Source organism: Melghirimyces algeriensis (assembly GCF_900182565.1).
GTDB classification, from domain to species: domain Bacteria; phylum Bacillota; class Bacilli; order Thermoactinomycetales; family DSM-45169; genus Melghirimyces; species Melghirimyces algeriensis.
In genome coordinates, this window is the sequence record NZ_FXTI01000001.1 from 107,625 (window position 1) to 125,799 (window position 18,175).

21 protein-coding genes and 1 riboswitch are annotated in these 18,175 nt (G+C 47.2%); of the genes, 14 read left to right on the top strand and 7 right to left on the bottom strand.

Features of this window, described 5'->3' with window-relative positions; genetic code table 11:
- Positions 1 to 97: 97 nt before the first annotated feature.
- From FN782_RS00435 to FN782_RS00465, 7 genes are all read left to right on the top strand, one after another.
- A complete protein-coding gene (locus FN782_RS00435) occupies positions 98 to 457 on the top strand; it encodes a YlbF/YmcA family competence regulator (RefSeq protein WP_185955944.1) in 360 nt (119 codons plus the stop codon).
- A gap of 14 nt (positions 458 to 471) precedes the next feature.
- Positions 472 to 1,164 carry a metal-dependent hydrolase gene (locus FN782_RS00440; protein WP_142503807.1) on the top strand — a complete coding sequence of 231 codons (693 nt, stop codon included), beginning with the start codon at positions 472 to 474 and terminating at the stop codon, positions 1,162 to 1,164.
- A gap of 187 nt (positions 1,165 to 1,351) precedes the next feature.
- Positions 1,352 to 1,639, top strand: coding sequence for a hypothetical protein (locus tag FN782_RS00445; protein WP_142503808.1), 288 nt, complete (start codon positions 1,352 to 1,354; stop codon positions 1,637 to 1,639).
- A 159-nt stretch (positions 1,640 to 1,798) separates the two neighbouring features.
- Positions 1,799 to 3,112, top strand: coding sequence for a DRTGG domain-containing protein (locus tag FN782_RS00450; RefSeq protein WP_142503809.1), 1,314 nt, complete (start codon positions 1,799 to 1,801; stop codon positions 3,110 to 3,112).
- A 183-nt stretch (positions 3,113 to 3,295) separates the two neighbouring features.
- Entirely contained in the window at positions 3,296 to 4,501 is a 1,206-nt protein-coding gene (gene proV, locus FN782_RS00455) for a glycine betaine/L-proline ABC transporter ATP-binding protein ProV (RefSeq protein ID WP_142503810.1), read from the top strand.
- The gene (locus FN782_RS00460; protein WP_142503811.1) at positions 4,485 to 5,327 is read left to right on the top strand and encodes an ABC transporter permease; all 843 of its coding nucleotides are present in this window, start codon (positions 4,485 to 4,487) and stop codon (positions 5,325 to 5,327) included. Before proV ends, FN782_RS00460 begins: the two co-directional genes overlap by 17 nt.
- 8 nt (positions 5,328 to 5,335) lie before the next feature.
- On the top strand, positions 5,336 to 6,205 hold the full coding sequence (locus tag FN782_RS00465) for a glycine betaine ABC transporter substrate-binding protein (RefSeq protein WP_342778328.1): 870 nt from the start codon (positions 5,336 to 5,338) through the stop codon (positions 6,203 to 6,205).
- Between the two features lie 50 nt (positions 6,206 to 6,255).
- Here the strand turns inward: FN782_RS00465 and FN782_RS00470 are convergent, their stop codons facing one another.
- The 4 genes from FN782_RS00470 to FN782_RS00485 all read right to left on the bottom strand — a co-directional run bounded on the left by FN782_RS00470 (position 6,256) and on the right by FN782_RS00485 (position 7,799).
- Entirely contained in the window at positions 6,256 to 6,549 is a 294-nt protein-coding gene (locus FN782_RS00470; RefSeq protein ID WP_142503813.1) for a hypothetical protein, read from the bottom strand.
- 76 nt (positions 6,550 to 6,625) lie between these two features.
- Positions 6,626 to 6,850 (bottom strand): YtzJ family protein, encoded by a 225-nt coding sequence (locus FN782_RS00475; RefSeq protein WP_142503814.1) that lies wholly within the window; start codon positions 6,848 to 6,850, stop codon positions 6,626 to 6,628.
- Between the two features lie 100 nt (positions 6,851 to 6,950).
- Positions 6,951 to 7,472 (bottom strand): hypothetical protein, encoded by a 522-nt coding sequence (locus tag FN782_RS00480; RefSeq protein WP_142503815.1) that lies wholly within the window; start codon positions 7,470 to 7,472, stop codon positions 6,951 to 6,953.
- Entirely contained in the window at positions 7,473 to 7,799 is a 327-nt protein-coding gene (locus FN782_RS00485) for a YtrH family sporulation protein (protein WP_142503816.1), read from the bottom strand. It lies immediately after the preceding gene.
- Between the two features lie 165 nt (positions 7,800 to 7,964).
- Between FN782_RS00485 and FN782_RS00490 the strand changes: the two genes are divergently transcribed.
- Together FN782_RS00490 and FN782_RS00495 are read left to right on the top strand one after the other, a co-directional pair.
- Positions 7,965 to 11,405 (top strand): DNA polymerase III subunit alpha, encoded by a 3,441-nt coding sequence (locus tag FN782_RS00490; protein ID WP_142503817.1) that lies wholly within the window; start codon positions 7,965 to 7,967, stop codon positions 11,403 to 11,405.
- An 83-nt stretch (positions 11,406 to 11,488) separates the two neighbouring features.
- Positions 11,489 to 11,983, top strand: coding sequence for a phosphatidylglycerophosphatase A family protein (locus FN782_RS00495; RefSeq protein ID WP_142503818.1), 495 nt, complete (start codon positions 11,489 to 11,491; stop codon positions 11,981 to 11,983).
- A 161-nt stretch (positions 11,984 to 12,144) separates the two neighbouring features.
- Here FN782_RS00495 and FN782_RS00500 read toward each other — a convergent pair whose 3' ends face one another.
- Positions 12,145 to 12,387, bottom strand: coding sequence for a hypothetical protein (locus FN782_RS00500; protein WP_142503819.1), 243 nt, complete (start codon positions 12,385 to 12,387; stop codon positions 12,145 to 12,147).
- Between the two features lie 103 nt (positions 12,388 to 12,490).
- Here FN782_RS00500 and FN782_RS00505 point away from each other — a divergent pair, with 103 nt between their 5' ends.
- The gene (locus FN782_RS00505) at positions 12,491 to 13,633 is read left to right on the top strand and encodes a glycerate kinase (protein WP_142503820.1); all 1,143 of its coding nucleotides are present in this window, start codon (positions 12,491 to 12,493) and stop codon (positions 13,631 to 13,633) included.
- A 5-nt stretch (positions 13,634 to 13,638) separates the two neighbouring features.
- Here the strand turns inward: FN782_RS00505 and FN782_RS00510 are convergent, their stop codons facing one another.
- Positions 13,639 to 14,286: a spermine/spermidine synthase domain-containing protein gene (locus tag FN782_RS00510; RefSeq protein WP_142503821.1), complete on the bottom strand. Its 648-nt coding sequence runs from the start codon at positions 14,284 to 14,286 to the stop codon at positions 13,639 to 13,641.
- Between the two features lie 137 nt (positions 14,287 to 14,423).
- Positions 14,424 to 14,540, bottom strand: coding sequence for a sporulation protein YjcZ (locus tag FN782_RS17035; protein ID WP_221930151.1), 117 nt, complete (start codon positions 14,538 to 14,540; stop codon positions 14,424 to 14,426).
- A 204-nt stretch (positions 14,541 to 14,744) separates the two neighbouring features.
- Positions 14,745 to 14,853: riboswitch (SAM riboswitch) on the top strand.
- Positions 14,854 to 14,929: 76 nt separating this feature from the next.
- Between FN782_RS17035 and FN782_RS17240 the strand changes: the two genes are divergently transcribed.
- The 4 genes from FN782_RS17240 (at position 14,930) to sat (ending at position 18,167) form a co-directional block, all read left to right on the top strand.
- A complete protein-coding gene (locus FN782_RS17240) occupies positions 14,930 to 15,088 on the top strand; it encodes a YezD family protein (protein ID WP_142503822.1) in 159 nt (52 codons plus the stop codon).
- A gap of 97 nt (positions 15,089 to 15,185) precedes the next feature.
- Entirely contained in the window at positions 15,186 to 15,917 is a 732-nt protein-coding gene (locus FN782_RS00520) for a phosphoadenylyl-sulfate reductase (RefSeq protein ID WP_142503823.1), read from the top strand.
- 2 nt (positions 15,918 to 15,919) lie between these two features.
- Positions 15,920 to 16,996: a sulfate permease gene (locus tag FN782_RS00525; RefSeq protein WP_185955945.1), complete on the top strand. Its 1,077-nt coding sequence runs from the start codon at positions 15,920 to 15,922 to the stop codon at positions 16,994 to 16,996.
- A gap of 22 nt (positions 16,997 to 17,018) precedes the next feature.
- A complete protein-coding gene (gene sat / locus FN782_RS00530) occupies positions 17,019 to 18,167 on the top strand; it encodes a sulfate adenylyltransferase (RefSeq protein ID WP_142503824.1) in 1,149 nt (382 codons plus the stop codon).
- Positions 18,168 to 18,175 lie beyond the last annotated feature (8 nt).

Here is an 18,175-nt window from a genome sequence, read left to right on the forward strand (position 1 = left end):
AGAGTTGTGTTTTTAAAAATGGGAAGGGTGGCGCATTTCCGGAAAGGACTTGTATACTGGACACGGAGAAGTCTGTATGGAGAAGGGAAGGGATGTTATGTCAGAGGAAAATGTTTACGACAAAGCTCATGAGCTTGCACGAACAATCCGAAGCTCAGAGGAGTGGAAGGCTCTGGCGAAGACTTGGGAAGACGTTGACAAAAATCCTGAACATCGCCGGTACATAGAGCAATTCCGGGAATTATCTATGGAACTTCAGGCTCTTCAAATGCAGGGGAAAGACCCGAGCCAAGAAAAAGGGGAGGAATGGAACCGTCTTTTGCAGAAAATCCAATCGGACTCAACCCTGAGTAAGTACCTGGAGTCGGAGAGGCGGTTTGGGCAACTGATGGCAGATATCAACCGAATTGTAAGTGGACCGGTGGAAGAGCTGTACAAAAACTCACGCGGAAAATAAATGGAGGGATTGCGATGCGTATTACCTTTCACGGTCAAAGTTGCTTTGAAATCCATCATGAACAGACCAAATTGATCATTGATCCATTTCTGAACGGAAACCCTCTTGCAAAAGCAACGCCGGAAGAGATTCGGGCAGATTATATCCTGATCACTCACGGGCATGGAGACCATGTGGGAGATGCAGTGGAAATTGCCCAGCGCAACCAAGCAACTGTAATCGCTAATTTTGAATTGGCCAATTGGTTCAGTTTCCAAGGTGTGCAACAGGTTCATCCGATGCATATCGGTGGAAGTCATGTTTTTGACTTTGGTCGTGTCAAACTTACTCCGGCTCTTCATGGTTCCGGATTCGTTGATGAGGAAAAGAAAGAGATCATCTACCTGGGGATGCCGGCTGGTCTTTTATTGGAAATAGGTGGACGGACGATCTACCATGCCGGGGATACGGCCCTCTTTTCCGATATGAAACTGATTGGAAGGAACAACGGTGTGGATTTGGCCTTGTTGCCCATCGGGGATAATTTCACCATGGGCCCAGATGATGCCCTTTTGGCCGCAGAATGGGTAGGGGCAAAACATGTTGTTCCCATGCACTACAATACATTTCCATTGATTGAACAGGACGCCGATGCATTTATTGACGCATTGAAAAAGGTGAATATTCATGGGCAATCCGTACAGCCGGGTGAATCCTTCAAAATTTGAACGTTGGATTAGATAAGAAACTGTAATTCCAATGTAACGAGGTTGTAATATGAAAGAATTAGCATGATAGCAGGATGAAAACCCCCTTATAAACGAGACGGTGCAGATCACCGTCTCTTTTTTTTGCATGATTTCCCGGCTTGTACTGTACAAATAGATTAGAACAGGACAAAAAGGGGAGTTGGGTGTGTTTCAGACAAAGTATGGAATCCATTTAGTGGTTGCGTTGGCGTTGCTCTTCTTTGCTCTTTCCCGTTTGCCGTTGTCAATGGAATGGGGCATCTCCTCTCTGTTTACCTGGACGTGGCTGGCTTTTGCCGGTTTCATTGTTGCGGCCAATTGGAAAATGGTGCTTCAAGTGGAACGGGAGAAACGGAGAACAGCGGAGAGACAACGGAGAAATCGGTGGCTGAAAGAGCAGAAGCGGAGAAAGAATTTGAGTTGGTCTGCCCGCAGACGACGAGGGAAATGGTGAATTCATGATGAAAATAAGGTTACTGTCACCGGACAGTAACCCCCTCTTTACCCTTTAAAATCATGGGGATTTCCCCATTTGACTTTTGATTATCTGTTTTTCTTTCATGTATAATGTGGAAGAAAACGGACATTGAAAACGGGGAAAGAAGTGAAGCTCATGTCTACCAAACACGAAAAAATTCTGGCATATATAGAAGACCTGGAGTTGGGACACAAAATTTCAGTCCGACAGATTGCACGTGAATTGGAAGTAAGTGAAGGAACGGCCTACCGTGCGATTAAGGAGGCGGAGAACCAGGGGCTTGTATCCACTGTGGAGAGAGTGGGCACGGTCCGGATTGAAAAGAAAAACCGTTCCAAAATTGAACGTCTCACCTTTGCCGAAGTCGTGAATATTGTGGACGGACAGGTATTGGGGGGAAGTGCCGGACTTTACAAAGAACTGAATAAATTTGTAATTGGGGCCATGAAACTGGAGGCCATGATTCGGTATGTGGAGCCGGGTAACCTTCTGATCGTTGGAAACCGGGATAATGCGCACCGCATTACCTTGGAACGGGGTGCAGCCGTCCTGATCACCGGTGGCTTTGATGCCACGGAAGAAGTCAAACAATTGGCGGATCATCTGGAGCTCCCTGTAATCTCTTGCACTTATGACACCTTTACTGTGGCTGCGATGATCAATCGAGCGATCTATGACCGTTTAATCAAAAAAGAGATTCTGCTTGTCGAAGATATGCTGAATCCGGATCAACCCCCCGTTTTCCTTCGATTGGACGATCAGGTTTCCCGTTTTCATGAGTCGGTTCAGAACACGGAACACAGCCGGTACCCTGTAGTGGATGAGAATGGAAAACTGCATGGCATGGTGACAGCTAAAGATGTGGTAGGTCATGACTCAAATGAACGGATTGAGCGGGTCATGACGAAAAACCCCATAACGGTCACACCAAAAACATCATTGGCGGCGGCTGCTCATGAAATGGTATGGGAGGGAATTGAACTGCTTCCGGTGGTCAATTCCAATCATCACCTGCTGGGTGTGATCAGTCGTCAAGATGTGATTAAATCCCTGCAATATATGCAAAAACAACCGCAAGTAGGGGAAACCATCAACGACCTGATCGTCAGGGGATTTGAGGAGGTAAAAGGGGAGAATGGCGAACTCCTTTACCAGGGAGTTGTCGCTCCCCAGATGACGGATTCACTGGGAAATCTGTCTACAGGTGTGCTTACCTCATTGATTACAGAAGTGGCATATCGACGGATTCGTCGGCAGCATCGTGGGGATATGGTGATGGACAATCTGACGTTGTACACCCTAAAGCCGGTTCAGCTGGATCGAGAGATCCAGATTCGCCCCCAAGTAATCGAATTGGGAAGAAAAATAGGTAAAATAGACGTGGAAGTTTACCATGACAGCCATATAGTGGCGAAAGCACTAGTTACAGCCCAGGTGATCGAGCGATAGGCTGTCTCATCCGATTTTTCAGCAAAATCTACGGTATGATATGATAAAAGAACTAGGCTGGTGGTTATACACCAGCTTGGTTTTATTTGTTTGCAACTAAGCGGGGTGAAAAAGCGCTAAAAGGGTAAAATAAGTATGGTTTTAGGGTGAGTATTGTATGCTAGGGAGAAACAGGGGGTCAAAATGAAAAAATTCGAAGTGGAAGATTTGACGAAAATTTTTGGGCGCTCCCCCGTAAAAGGATTGGAATTGGTACGTCAGGGGAAAGAAAAAGAGGAGATTTTAAAGGAAACAGGTATGACCGTCGGTGTGAACCGTGCCAGCTTTTCCGTTGACTCCGGTGAAGTATTTGTCATCATGGGATTGTCTGGAAGCGGGAAATCCACCTTGGTTCGACTGTTAAACCGACTGATTGAGCCGACTGAAGGTTCCGTGAAATTGGACGGGGAAGACATTACCAAAATGAATTCCGAACAATTGAGAGAGGCACGCCGGACAAAGATGGGGATGGTTTTTCAACGCTTTGCCCTCTTTCCGCACAAAAGTGTTTGTGAGAATGTTGAATATGGATTGGAGATTCAAGGGGTTCCCAAACAGGAACGAAACAAGAAAGCCTTGGAATCTTTGGGGTTAGTGGGTCTGGAGAACTATGCGGACAGCTATCCGGATCAGTTGTCCGGAGGGATGCAACAACGTGTGGGGCTGGCCCGCGCATTGGCCAATGATCCCGACATTCTCCTAATGGATGAAGCCTTCAGTGCTCTGGACCCGTTAATCCGCAAAGATATGCAGGATGAACTGATGGATCTGCAATCTTCCATGCAAAAAACGATTATATTTATTACACATGATCTGGATGAAGCCCTTCGGATCGGGGACCGGATTGCTTTAATGAAAGATGGAAAGATCGTTCAAATCGGGACACCGGAAGACATCTTAACCAACCCTGCAAATGAATATGTTGAGAAATTTGTAGAAGATGTAAATTTAACCAAGGTTTTAACTGCCAGTTCGATTATGAAACGGTCTGAAGCTCTGGTTCTCGGTAAAGATGGTCCCCGTGTTGCGCTGAAGAGAATGCGGGAAAAAGGGACTTCCACTGTCATGGTTGTCGGTCGTGACCGCACATTCCTTGGAGTCTTGACCGCTGAAGGCGCCAAAGAAGTTGCGGAAAACGGGAAATCGATCGAAGATGTGCTGATCAAAGATGCGGTGGTTGTAGAGGAAGATACACCGGTCAGCGATTTGCTGCCAAAAATGGCGGAAAATCAGTTTGCCTATCCCGCTGTGGTAACCAATGAGCAAGGGAAACTGCGCGGTGTGGTCGTACGGGGTGCCATGTTCGCGGCACTTGCCGGAAACGGAGTGAATAATGATGCAACTTCCTAAAATTCCTTTAGAGCAATGGATCGACACCTTTGTTACCTGGTTAACGGAAAATTTCTCCGGACTCTTTGATTTTATTACCAATATCATTGAGCCAACGGTAGACTTTTTTCAAATGATCTTAACTTTGGCTCCACCGGTGATTACGGTTGCAGTCATCAGTTTGTTGGTACTTTTGGCCAGTCGATTGAGCGTTGCTTTGTTTACATTGGTTGGTCTTTTGCTAATTGTAAATCTTCAGTTGTGGGAGCAAAGTGTGGAAACCATTTCCCTGGTTCTGACGGCTTCTTTAGTGTCGGTGATTATCGGTGTGCCACTTGGCATTTTGGCTGCGCGAAAACAATGGGTACAGAACATTTTGACTCCTGTACTTGATTTTATGCAGACTATGCCGGCATTTGTCTACTTAATCCCAGCTGTTTTCTTTTTCGCGTTGGGAGCAGTTCCCGGAGTCATTGCCTCCGTCATCTTTGCGATGCCCCCAACCATTCGACTGACCAATCTGGGGATTCGACAAGTACCGAAAGACTTGATTGAAGCGGCTGATGCCTTTGGTTCCACCTCTTTTCAAAAACTGTTTAAGGTACAGCTTCCCTTGGCCAAATCGACGATCATGGCTGGAATGAACCAAACGATCATGCTCTCTTTGTCGATGGTGGTAATCGCGTCCATGATCGGTGCGGGCGGACTGGGTGATGTGGTACTGCAAGCGATCAGTCGCCTAGAAGTGGGTCAGGGATTTGAAGGTGGATTGGCCATTGTAATCATTGCGATTGTTTTGGATCGTGTAACCCAAAGTTTGGGAAATGGAAAAAGAAAAATATCCTGAAAAAGGAAGTGAATGGCTTGAAACGTTATTGGAAGCAATTGACCGTATTCTTCTCCATATTTGCCCTGCTCTTTACCGTTGCCTGTTCAAATCAGGGTGGTGAAGAAGCGAAGAAGGAGATTACACTTGCCTATGTAAACTGGGACTCCGAAGTAGCCAGTACCCATGTCATCAAAAAGATATTGGAAGATGAAGGCTTTACCGTGAACCTGAAACAGGTGGAAGCCGGACCGATGTGGGCTGGAGTGGCAAGCGGCAGTGCAGATGCCATGGTGGCCGGATGGTTGCCGGTCACTCATAAGAATTACTATGACAAATATAAAAACAAAATTGAGGACCTGGGTCCGAATCTGAAAGGTACCAAAATCGGGTTGGTCGTTCCAGAATATATGGACATTGAATCGATTGAAGACCTGAATAAGGTAAAAGGGGATTTGGACGGCAAGATCATCGGAATCGATGCCGGTGCCGGAATTATGCAGGCTACGGAAAAGGCCATTAAAGAATACGACCTGGACTTGGAATTGGTGGAAGGGTCCAGTGCAGCAATGGCAGCCACTCTCAAAAAGGCGATTGATGACAAAAAGCCGGTTGTGGTTACCGGTTGGACGCCTCACTGGAAATTTGCCAAGTACGACCTGAAATTCCTGGAGGACCCGAAAAAGACATATGGGGGTGAAGAAAACATCCATACAATTGCGGTCAAAGGTCTGAAAGAAGACAGTCCAGAAGCTTATAAGATCCTGGACAACTTCAATTGGACCACTGAGGATATGGAAGCCGTGATGCTGGATATCCAAGATGGAAAAGATCCGGAAAAAGCTGCAGCGGACTGGGTAAAGGAAAATTCCGATAAAGTAAAATCATGGACGAAGTAAAGCATCAAAAAGCCTTCTTTCCAATTTGGAAAGAAGGCTTTTTTTAAGAATCAGTGTTTCATCTGTTCCCGCAGGAACCGTCGGGTACGGACGCCAAAGATTACATTGTAGATTCCGACGGCGCCGATCCCGATCAACAGAATCATACTGATCCAGCTCTCATTGATTGCAATCCCTTGCATCAGGGCTAATGTGATAAACATTATCCCCATATTGATATTCATCGTTGCCCGGTGTTTGATCCGCTCCATTCCTTCTGTTCGGTGGCTGGCTGTACTGCTGGAAAAGGTACGGATTCCAGTAATCAAGATAATCACAACGAATAGAAGCATCAGAATTTGCATCTGTATCCTCCTTAAGAAAGCAAAACAAATATGTAAACGTCAGGAACCCTCCGTCCTTTGGGACGGAGGGCGCCTGTTAGGGACAGGGTGGTTTTACTGGATTGGAAGAGTTGCTGCATTCAGGTTGTACGGGGATAAACCAATTCCCGATCGGTGTCCGATCGACAAAAACCGGAAGATCCAGATGATCCAACTCTTTCTCGATCAACTCGGCCACTTCCTTTGTCTCAGCGTAGGCAGAAAAACCCTGTTTCAGTTTTTCCACCTTTGCTCGGGCCAACCGTTTTCGGTTGATGATCAATGTTATCCCCTCCTTTCTATATCTATGATACACCGTAAAGGATATTTTTGCGAACCTTTCCCCAAAATGGACATATCTTTTTTAAAATTTGTACCAAGAACTACTCTTTCTCTTTTCCGGTCTTTTCCTGAGCAATGACCCATATCTTTAGCTTGGACCCGACAAACGTGAGATATTTCAATTTCAGATGAAACACCTTGGGTGTGTGGGTTCCTGTCTGATCCCCTTCCAGTTGGATGATGCGCTTTCCCAACATGGAATCCAAGACTTCAGGATGATCACTGATCCAATGAACGGATTTTCCGACGAAGGGCTGCATCAGTTCCTGGACCTCCTGACGAAGTTGGTCTTGATAAAAACGGCTTTCATTTTCCGGAAGTTGGACCTCCACAGAGATGTCCTGTCCAATGTATTGATTGTCGTTTCGTTTGTCCAAATCTTTCTCCAACATTTGGATCTTTTTGAACTTTTCGTTGTTACGATAATACAGGTTGTTGCGCTCCAGATACAATGCGTCCAGCTTCTCTCCGTATAACAGATTCATGATTGCTAGACCGGCCATCATCCCCAGGGCAAGAGATACAGCGATTCGGAAGGCTTGGATTTGAGTGGACGTTTTCATTTAAAGGTCCCCTTGAATCAACCATCGGATGAGTATGGTACCAAAATGTGCTCCGAAAAATGCACTCAATATAAAGGCGAGTTGTTGAAATACCTGATTTAATTCTCCACCTAGAATATGGATTTCAAACGATTTGATGGTATCAAATGTTCCTCCCAAAGCAGCTACAAGAGCCCAAATCTTCAATTGTTCCGATAAGTGAAGCATGGTATCCATCGGCGGTTCATTGCCAAAGAAAGCTCCGATTCCCCCCAGCATGGACCCGCCCAATACAACACCCAAAGCGATACAGTAGTTGATTACTGCGGTTGACCAGAACTCTCCCATCCGCAACCCTGCCTTTGTCCATCAATGTTCTTGTTTCACTTTATGATAGTGCATGATTGTTTATGTGGACGAGTCGTTAAAAGGTTGGTATGTTCGTATCTCCTTGTTTGATGCGTTATAATAGACATGATAAGAAAGAATCCTGTGAATATCGGGTGAAAAATCATGAACGGTTCGTTTGTCCATCTCCATGTCCATACGGAATATAGCCTTCTGGACGGAGCCGCCCGGATCGACAAACTGGTTGATCAAGCGAAGAGGGCAGGTTTTGAGGCACTGGCTGTTACGGATCACGGGGTGATGTATGGAGTCATCCCTTTTTATAAAGCGTGTAAAAAAGCGGGAATCCGCCCGATCATCGGATGTGAAGTCTATCTCACGCCGGATCGGATGGATGTTCGTCCAACGCCACAGGAAAACCGGATTCACCATCTGCTCCTTTTGGCGGAAACAAATGAAGGATATCGAAACCTGATGAAAATTGTGTCTGAGGCGCATTTAAGAGGTTTTCACTATAAACCGCGGGTGGATAAGGAACTACTTCGTCGCCATCATCAGGGTTTGATCGCCACCAGTGGGTGTCTGGCCGGTGAAATCCCGCAGACGATCCTGGAGGGAAACCTACATAAAGCCCGACGGTTGGCACAGGAGTATCGGGAAATTTTTGGGGAGAACCATTTCTTTTTGGAGCTTCAGGATCACGGAATTCTGGAGCAACAGAGAGTGAATCGGCATTTGCTCTCTCTGTCACAAAGCCTCAATATACCGTTGGTGGCGACCAATGACGTTCACTATGTGGATCAGGCAGATCATGAAATGCATGATTGTCTTCTGTGCATCGGTACGAATCGAAAACTGGCTGAAAAAGACCGACTGCGTTTTCCCACGGATCAGTTTTACATGAAGTCTGCAGAAGAAATGGAGCGTCAGTTTGCCCATGTGCCGGAAGCCGTAAAAAACACCCGCCGGATCGCAGAGCGCTGTCGGGTGGAAATCCCGTTGGGAGGGCGACTCTTGCCTCGGTTTCCGCTACCCGACGGGTATACCGCTTCTTCCTATTTGCGTGAACGATGTGAACAAGGGGTAAGAGAGCGATATGGGAAGGCTTCCGTTGAGGTGCGCCAAAGACTGGATGTTGAACTTTCGGTCATTGAAAACATGGGGTTTAGCGATTACTTTCTGATTGTATGGGATTTTGTACGCTTTGCCCGCGAACGGGGGATCGCCGTAGGTCCCGGACGGGGTTCAGCGGCAGGGAGTCTTGTTTCTTATGTATTGAACATTACCGATATTGACCCGATTCGGTATCGATTGTTGTTTGAACGCTTTTTGAATCCGGAGCGGGTCAGTATGCCGGATATTGATATAGACTTCAATTATGAGCGACGGGATGAAGTGATTGAATATGTTACCCGAAAATATGGAGCCAATCGGGTGGCTCAGATCATTACATTTGGAACCATGGCTCCCCGCGCTGCGGTTCGGGATGTGGGAAGGGTGATGGGGCTTCCTTATGCTGAAGTGGACAAAGTGGCCCGGATGATTCCTGCTGGACCCGGACGATCCCTGGATCAAGTGAAAGAGAAAGGGTCGGATTTGGATAAGTTGATTCAGGAAAACGCTCAGATCGCCCGGATGATGGAAACCGTTCAAAAGGTGGAAGGCTTCCCGCGGCATGCTTCCACACATGCTGCCGGCGTGGTGATTTCCCAAAGAGATCTCACAGAGGATGTTCCACTGGAAAGAGGAAATGAGGGAATCCGTCTTACACAGTATCCCATGGAGGCTTTGGAGGAAATAGGCCTGTTAAAAGCGGATTTTTTGGGTCTTCGATATTTGACGGTGATTGAGCATACCATTGAGTCTGTACGAAAAACAACAGGGTGTCATATTGATTTCAGTGGTTCCACCTACGATGATCCGGCTACCTATCAAATGCTTTCCACTGGAGAAACCACTGGGGTGTTTCAGCTGGAATCTTCAGGGATGCGGAACGTGTTACGGGATTTAAAACCCAATACGTTTGAGGACTTGATCGCTGTTCTTGCCTTGTACCGACCTGGACCAATGGAGCAAATCCCTCGTTTTATCCGAGCCAAACATGGGAAGGAAGCCATACATTATCCGCATCCCAACCTGGAACCGATTTTAAAGGATACGTATGGAATCATTGTCTATCAGGAACAGATTATGCAGATTGCCGCTCAAATGGCCGGTTTCAGTCTGGGTCAGGCGGATATTTTGCGTCGCGCTGTATCCAAAAAAAAGCACGAAGTGCTAGAGGAACAACGGAAGGCATTTGTCAAAGGCTGTATGAATCAGGGATACAGTGAAGAAACAGGACATGCGGTTTATGATCTGATTGTGAGATTTGCCGACTATGGGTTTAATCGGAGCCATTCTGCCGCTTATGCGGTGCTGGCCTATCAAACAGCCTTTTTAAAGGCGAATTATCCGCTCCAATTTATGGCGGCTCTTTTGACCACTGTAATGGAAAATCACAAGAAGATGGCCGCATATATCGAAGACTGCCGGCGGAATGGGATCGTTGTGCTCCCTCCTGATATCAATGAAAGTGAGCGCAACTTTTCTGTAGGTAATGGAGTGATTCGTATGGGTTTGGCTGCTGTGAAAAATGTGGGCACCCATGCGATCACATCCATTTTGGAGGAAAGGCAAAAGCGACCTTACCGGGATCTGATTGATTTTTGTCGACGGGTGAATTTACGGACTTGCAATCGACGGGTGATTGAATCCTTGATTCAATGTGGAGCCATGGATACACTTCCTGGGCATCGTGCCTTGCGTTTGGCGATGCTGGATGAAGCCCTGGAGCAGGGTGGAGTCTACCAACAACAGCAATCAGAGGATCAGCTGAAGCTGTTTGATCCTCCTGAAAAACAGCCCACCCGCTTTTCCTATGAAGGAGTGAAGCCTTATCACCCGCAGGAGATCCTGGGGTTGGAACGTGAGCTTTTGGGTTTGTACCTGACGGGTCACCCACTGGACGATTTTCGAAAGACAATCGATGCGCACACTTCTCACACATTAAATTTATTGGAGCGTTGCCGTGAGGGAGAAAGAGTTTCTGTTGCCGGGCTGGTTCGAGATGTTAAAACGATTACAACACGGAAAGGGGAACCGATGGCTTTTGTAACATTGGAAGATTTTCACTCCCAGACAGAGGCGGTGATCTTCCCCCGAACGTTGCGTCAGTACCGGGCACTCTTACAGACAGATCAACCTGTCCGGATGTCGGGACGGGTGAATCGACATGAAAACGGGATCAAACTGTTGGCTGATACGGTGGAAGATTTGAAGCGCTTTATGGAAGCGGAGAGACAGATGATCTATATCCGCATTCCTTCCGATAAACAGGAGAAACCGATGCTGAATCAGTTAAAACGAGTGCTTGCCTCGCAAAAGGGGAAGATTCCAGTCCGTCTCTTTTATGAAGGGACACGGCAGGTGGTGGAACTTCCCGTGGAGAAATACGGTGTGAGTTTATCAGGAGAATTGAAGCAAAAGGTTCAGGCAATAATGGGCACGCACTCTTTCCATGTTCAAAACTCCACCTCCCGCACCCGTGGCAGTCGGAGAACATAGAATGATTCGAGATTGCTGATGAAGTCGACTTGCGGCTTATGTATCGGTAATCTCAAGACTTGTTTTTGAAGAAGGTGAAGCTCTTGTTTTACCGTTATGTCGTTGACCTGTTGAAGAGACGGGGGGTGACCCTGGATGATATTGCAGAGATCGCTTATGAACTTCAACGCCCCTATAACGATGAATTGCAATGGGAGACATGCCTTCAGAGCGTAGAACAGGTACTTCGCAAACGGGAAGTGCAGCATGCGATTATCACTGGAGTGGCTCTGGATGAACTGGCAGAGGAGAAGAAACTGCCTGGTCTCCTGCAAAAAATTATGGAAGTGGATGAACCGCTGTATGGGATTGATGAAATTTTGGCGCTGTCCATCACAAATGTTTACGGTACCATTGGATTGACAAGCTTTGGTTATCTGGATAAGACAAAAACAGGGATCATCCGCGATTTAAATAATAAAAACGGACAGATTCACGTTTTTCTGGACGACCTGATCGCTGGAATCGCGGCAGCGGCGTCGGCCCGAATTGCTCATGAGAACCCGAATATAGAGCGGTATCGAAGCAATATGGAATGAAAAATAAAAAGGGCCATGGAAGGTTGGCCCTGGAGAGTGGTGAAGGGTGATATCCGTTTCCGCATCTCTTTCCTCCAGCCAAAAAAGCGGAAGGAGTCCGCTTCACCCTCTCTTATTATCTATGTCAGCAATCTCAGGGCCACCGAAAGCCGGCCCTGTCGTCAGAAAAAGAGGATCACTCCCCCGAAGAAAAAGAACGGAATAAATAAAAAGGGGAAGAAAAATAAGTTGGCCTTGGTTTGATTTCTGGGTTGATGTTTTCGAATGGGGACAAAAATGATGCCATTGTTTCGTACTTTCTTTACCGTTCCGTATAGAACGGCTCCGTTACGCAGTCGGATCATTGCCGGTTTTCCAATATGCTCCTTTCCTATTTTGTGTGCGGGAATAAACCTTTTCTGCAAGCCGGATCACTCCTTTTTACTGTCAATCGGTATATTGTATGTTGTAATTGCGATTGTGCCTGTTCACCTGCCAAGTTTTTATCTTTTGATGAGCGGGGGGAGGATGCCTGTGAGAGTGGTCATTGCACCAGACAGCTTTAAAGGTTCCATGAAAAGCAGTGAAGCAGCAAAACGGATTCAACAGGGAATTCAGAGTGTGTTTCCTGATTGGACCTGTGAGCGAATCCCTGTAGCGGATGGGGGAGAGGGGACCTTGGATGCTATACTGACGGCAACGGGCGGATACAAGGTTCCGTCCACAGTTCAAGATCCTCTGGGAAGAATGATGAGGGCGGAATGGGGGTACTGTGAAGACCGAAAGTTGGCTGTTATTGAAACGGCCGCCGCTTCCGGTCTCTCTTTGTTAACGGAAAAGGAGTTAGACCCTTATCGTGCTTCCACTTTCGGTACAGGTCAGTTGGTCAAGGAAGCGTTGGATCGGGGAGCACAGGAAGTGGTGCTCGGCTTGGGAGGAAGTGCCACGGTGGATGCGGGAGTCGGCTTTTTTTCCGCTTTGGGGGTTGATTTTTACAATCGGGCTGGAATGATTAACCGTCCTGCTGGGGGTCACCTGGGAGAAATTGAGTGGATGGATGTTTCCAGGATGGACCCTCGACTGAAAACGGTTCGTATGACGATTGCCTTCGATGTGAGTAACCCTTTGTTGGGACCGGAAGGAGCGATTTCCATCTTTGGTTCTCAAAAAGGGGTGCAGGCGGAGGAGACCGCATTCTTTGAAGCAGGAATGCAGCGTTTTGCAGAACAGATCATCCATTTGACCGGGCGGGATGTTCGCTCCGATCCGGGAAGCGGAGCGGCCGGTGGCTTTGGCTTTGCTCTCCGTTCGCTTCTCGATGTTACATTTCAAAGAGGCTTTGAGCTGATTGCCGAGCTGACAGGATTGGAACGGAGAATCCGAAAGGCTGACATGGTTATAACAGGGGAGGGAAAGGTGGACCGACAATCCCTGTATGGAAAGGTTCCCATGGGGATTTCTAAAATAGCGAGGGATTATAATGTACCGGTAGTTGTTTTTGCCGGTAAAGTGGAGGAAGAACAGATGGAAGCACAGAAAGAAGGGATTTCTGTCATTCTCCCGATTGTAGATGGACCCATGTCGTTAAAGACAGCCATGGATCGGGGACCGGAACTTTTGGAAGCAGCATCCCGCCGGTTCGCATACATCTTGGTGTTAAGCAAACAGTAAATCAGTCACTTCTGTGCAATAAACAGGTAATCGGGATCTCCTCTGAAGTGCGGCACCGTTACTGTCTCCACTTTGAAATGGGACTGAAGGATATGATGAAACCCTTCTGAAGGGGAGGCACTCCAAAATGAGATAACTCCATTTGGAGCAAGGCGTTGTTTCAGTTGGTGAATCCCCTGTTTTGTATACAGTTTTTGATTTTGGTCATATACCGTCCAATCCGGTCCATTATCGATGTCAAGGCAGATCACATCATATTTTTCCTTTGTCTTGTCAATCCAGTCAATCAGATCCCCTCGAATCAAGCGGATTCGTGGGTCGTCCAACCCATGTTGGAAATTGTGACAGAAGTATTCTTTGTACCAACGGATGATCGAAGATTCAATTTCCACTACGGTTACCTGTTGCACTTGGGGATGAGTGAGTGCTTCATCCAGGGAAAAGCCGACTCCCAAACCGCCGATCAGAAGATGATGAGGGAAACGGGTTTTGCGAAGAGCGGAGCGAACAAGAGCCCGCTCTGAATCCCCATTGTATGTAGCCATGAGAAAAGATCCGTTACTGATCAATTCATAATGTCCGTTTCTGCGTTGCAGTTGCAGTTCCCCGCGGGATGTCTGGCATCGTTCAATCACTTCCGGTACATGATACAACGTGATCCCTCCAATTGAAGGCCTGGATTCTACATAAATGAATTCATTCCATATGAAGATAGAAAATCCCTTCTTTAACAGAGAAAAAAAGCAGATCCCGTTCCGATCAGAACGGGATCTGCTTTTTGCTTCAAAGTTTAATAACCTCCGTATCCGTAGGCTCCAATCAAAGCGAAAATTGTAGCGATCACCAGCAGGAAGAGCAGCAAACGTTTCAGACCAAAACCGTAACCGTAACCATAGCCACCAGACATTTGATTTCCTCCTTTCGGTTATTCCACTTGTACAATATGTCGCAAACAGGCATGTTGATATCAGCAGGTGTCCAAATGATGGTTTTTTTAAATATTTGGGCGGATGGTCAAAATAAGCCGGGCACTTCAATTATACAAAATCCGATCAAAAAACTTGGGAAAAAGGATTGACTTTTGCTTACAATCTTACTAAGATAAAACTAAATCTTATCCAGAGTGACGGAGGGATATGGCCCGATGAAGTCCGGCAACCTGCATGGATGTTGTAAGGTGCCAATTCCAGCAAAATGGAAACCATTTTGGAAGATAAGACGGTAAGGAAAATACCTTCTCGCCTTTCAATACTTTCCAAAATGGGAAAGGTTTTTTATTTAGGAGGGGGTTATCCGATGCCGGAAAAGAAAACGGGATCTGATCAAGAGTATGCCGCACTGATCCATCGAATAAAGGAAATGTTGCATGGCATGCGTTATGGGTCGCTTACATTGGTAATTCAGGATGGAAAAGTGATTCAATTGGAAAAGAGCGAAAAAGTCCGATTAAAGTGAAAACCATGCGTCCGTTGACCGGAGAAACCGGAGGCGGTCTACACCACAGAGCCATGTGGTGTAGACCGTCTTTTTGCCTAAAAAGGAGGTGACGGGATTGGATCTTACATTAAGTTATGAAACTTGGGAAAAAGCTGAAAAGCCGGTTTTTTCTATTGATAATGAAACCAAGGGGGCCTTCAATGTACTCTCCTGGGCCATGGAGCATTACGGGGATGATATCGTTTACGCTTGCAGTTTTGGAGCTGAAAGTATGCCACTGATCGATTTAATGATGCGTGTACGATCAAATGTCCGTCTGGTCTTTTTGGATACAGGTTTACATTTCAAGGAAACCCATGAAGTGATCCAAAAGGTTAAAGATCGCTATCCCGGATTGGAGATCCAGCTTATGCAACCGGAGTTAACCGTGGAAGAACAGGCTGAGCAATACGGAGAAAATTTATGGGATCGAAAGCCGGATCAATGTTGCCATTTGCGAAAAATCGTTCCATTGGAACGGGCCCTCGCCGGGGCGACTGCCTGGATCTCTGGCCTTCGCCGGAGCCAATCCCCCACTCGCCAGTTTACGCAGTTTATCAACAGAGATGAACGGTTTCACTCCATCAAAATCTGTCCTCTGATCCATTGGAGCTGGAAGGATGTGTGGAGCTATATCAAGGAGCATGACCTTCCATATAACATCCTTCACGACCGGGGATATCCCAGTATCGGATGTGCCCCCTGCACCCGACCGGTGGCGAAGGGAGAAGATATACGAGCCGGACGTTGGTTTGGTTTACAAAAGACGGAATGTGGACTGCATGGCGGCTCCCCTCAGAAAGAATAATGATGATGCTCATCTGTGTCAGTTTTTTGATTGCATCGTTTTTCGCCATGAATATCGGGGCAGGGGGAGCTGCCGCAACCATGGGAGTCGCTTACGGTGCGGGAGCGGTGCGCAGTCGGAAGGTCGCTCTTTGGATCAGTGGGGTTGGGGTTTTTCTGGGAGCGACGCTTGGTGGAGACGAAGTGGCGAAAACGATCAGTGGAGAAATTATCCCCGATTCCATGTTAACGCCCCATCTTGCTGTGATCATTCTTGCTTCGGCTTGCACCTCTCTGTTTATTGCCAATCGCCTCGGACTTCCCTTATCCACCAGTGAGGTGACAGTGGGGTCTGTGGTTGGAGCGGGGATCGCTCTTCACAACGTTTTCTGGTCCAATCTGGTCTTAATCGTAGCATTGTGGATATTGATCCCTGTAACAGCCTGTGGTTTGGCCTGGATCACGGGGAGAGTGATTGCTGTCATGAAACCTCGGTTCGAACACTTTCATTGGTGGAAAGGGAAGCGGTGGCTTCCGATTCTGTTGGTTTTAACAGGTTTTTTGGAAGCTGTTTCTGCCGGAATGAACAATGTGGCCAATGCTGTGGGTCCTTTGGTTGGGACAGGCATGATTTCCCTGTCTCAGGGAATTCTGTTTGGCGGCTTTTTTGTCGCGCTAGGTTCCATTCTCCTTGGCGGCAGAGTGTTGGAGACCAACGGGAAACGGATTACCCACCTTTCCATGGTGGAAGGATGTGCGATTTCGGGGATTGGGGCCTTTCTGGTGATTGGTGCTTCGCTCATGGGAATCCCGCTCCCTCTTACCCAGGTGACCAGTTCTGCAATTATTGGAACGGGGATGGCACGCGAAGGATTTTCCTGGAAACAGAAGCTGGTCATTGAGCAGATGTTGAAAGTGTGGTTGGTTTCCCCACTGTTTTCACTGGTGATCACCTACGGGTTGGTGAAAGGGGGAATGAAAGATTTTTATTCCATGGTCGCTGTTATCAGTGTATTTCTGGCGACATGGGGTTCAATCAGTCTGATGCAATCCGTTCAAAAAGAGAAACGGTCTCTCCATGAAGATGGAGGTGGGATTTAAATCATAAAAGGAGGTAGAAAGGATGAGCCGGAGTATCCCCCATGGCGGCCGGTTGATTAACCGTCAGAATCGCGATTTGAATATCGATGGCATCCGTTATGAAGTGGAATTGGACGCATTTGCATTAAGTGACCTGGAACTGATTGGAATCGGGGCATTTAGCCCACTTCAAGGATTTCTTGGGGAAGCGGATTATCAGTCCGTGGTTCAAACCATGCGTCTATCCAATGGGTTACCATGGCCCCTTCCTATTACATTACCGGTCTCTTCAGAAAAGGCGGATGCTCTCCCAGTGGGAGAAAAAGTCAAGCTGGTTCGAGAAGGTGTCGTTTATGGGGTGCTTGATCTTCAGGAAAAGTATACCCCGGATAAACGATGGGAAGCGAAAAAGGTTTACCGGACGACGGAGACGGCCCACCCAGGCGTTAGAAAGTTGTTTGAGCGGCCGGACGTTTATCTGGCAGGTCCAATTGAGTTGCTCAACCGTCCGGAAAAACGGTTTGTATCCTACCATCTGACACCTGTTGAAACCCGTGAGGTCTTTGCCAGAAAAGGGTGGAACACTGTTGTAGGCTTTCAGACCCGGAATCCGGTGCACCGGGCACATGAATATATCCAAAAGACGGCTTTGGAGACGGTAGATGGTCTGTTTCTCAACCCCTTGGTTGGAGAGACAAAATCCGATGATATTCCAGCTGATGTTCGAATGGAGAGCTATGAAGTTCTTCTTCAGCATTACTATCCTTCAGATCGGGTTTTCCTTGCTGTCTTTCCAGCGGCGATGCGCTATGCGGGTCCCAGAGAAGCGATTTTCCATGCTTTGGTACGAAAAAACTATGGATGCACCCATTTTATTGTCGGACGGGATCATGCCGGGGTGGGTGACTATTATGGAACCTATGATGCCCAAACCATCTTTTCCGCGTTTGCACCGGAGGAATTGGGTATTACACCGCTTTTCTTTGAACACAGCTTTTACTGTCAGAAATGCGATAACATGGCGTCCACCAAAACCTGTCCTCATAGCAAAGAGCATCATGTGGTCCTTTCCGGTACCAAGGTAAGAGAAATGCTTCGACGCGGGGAGCGACCGCCGAAAACATTTAGCCGACCGGAAGTGGCAGAGGTTTTGATCAAAGGATTAAAAAAGCAAACCGTCGTTACCCGGTGAAGGAGGAA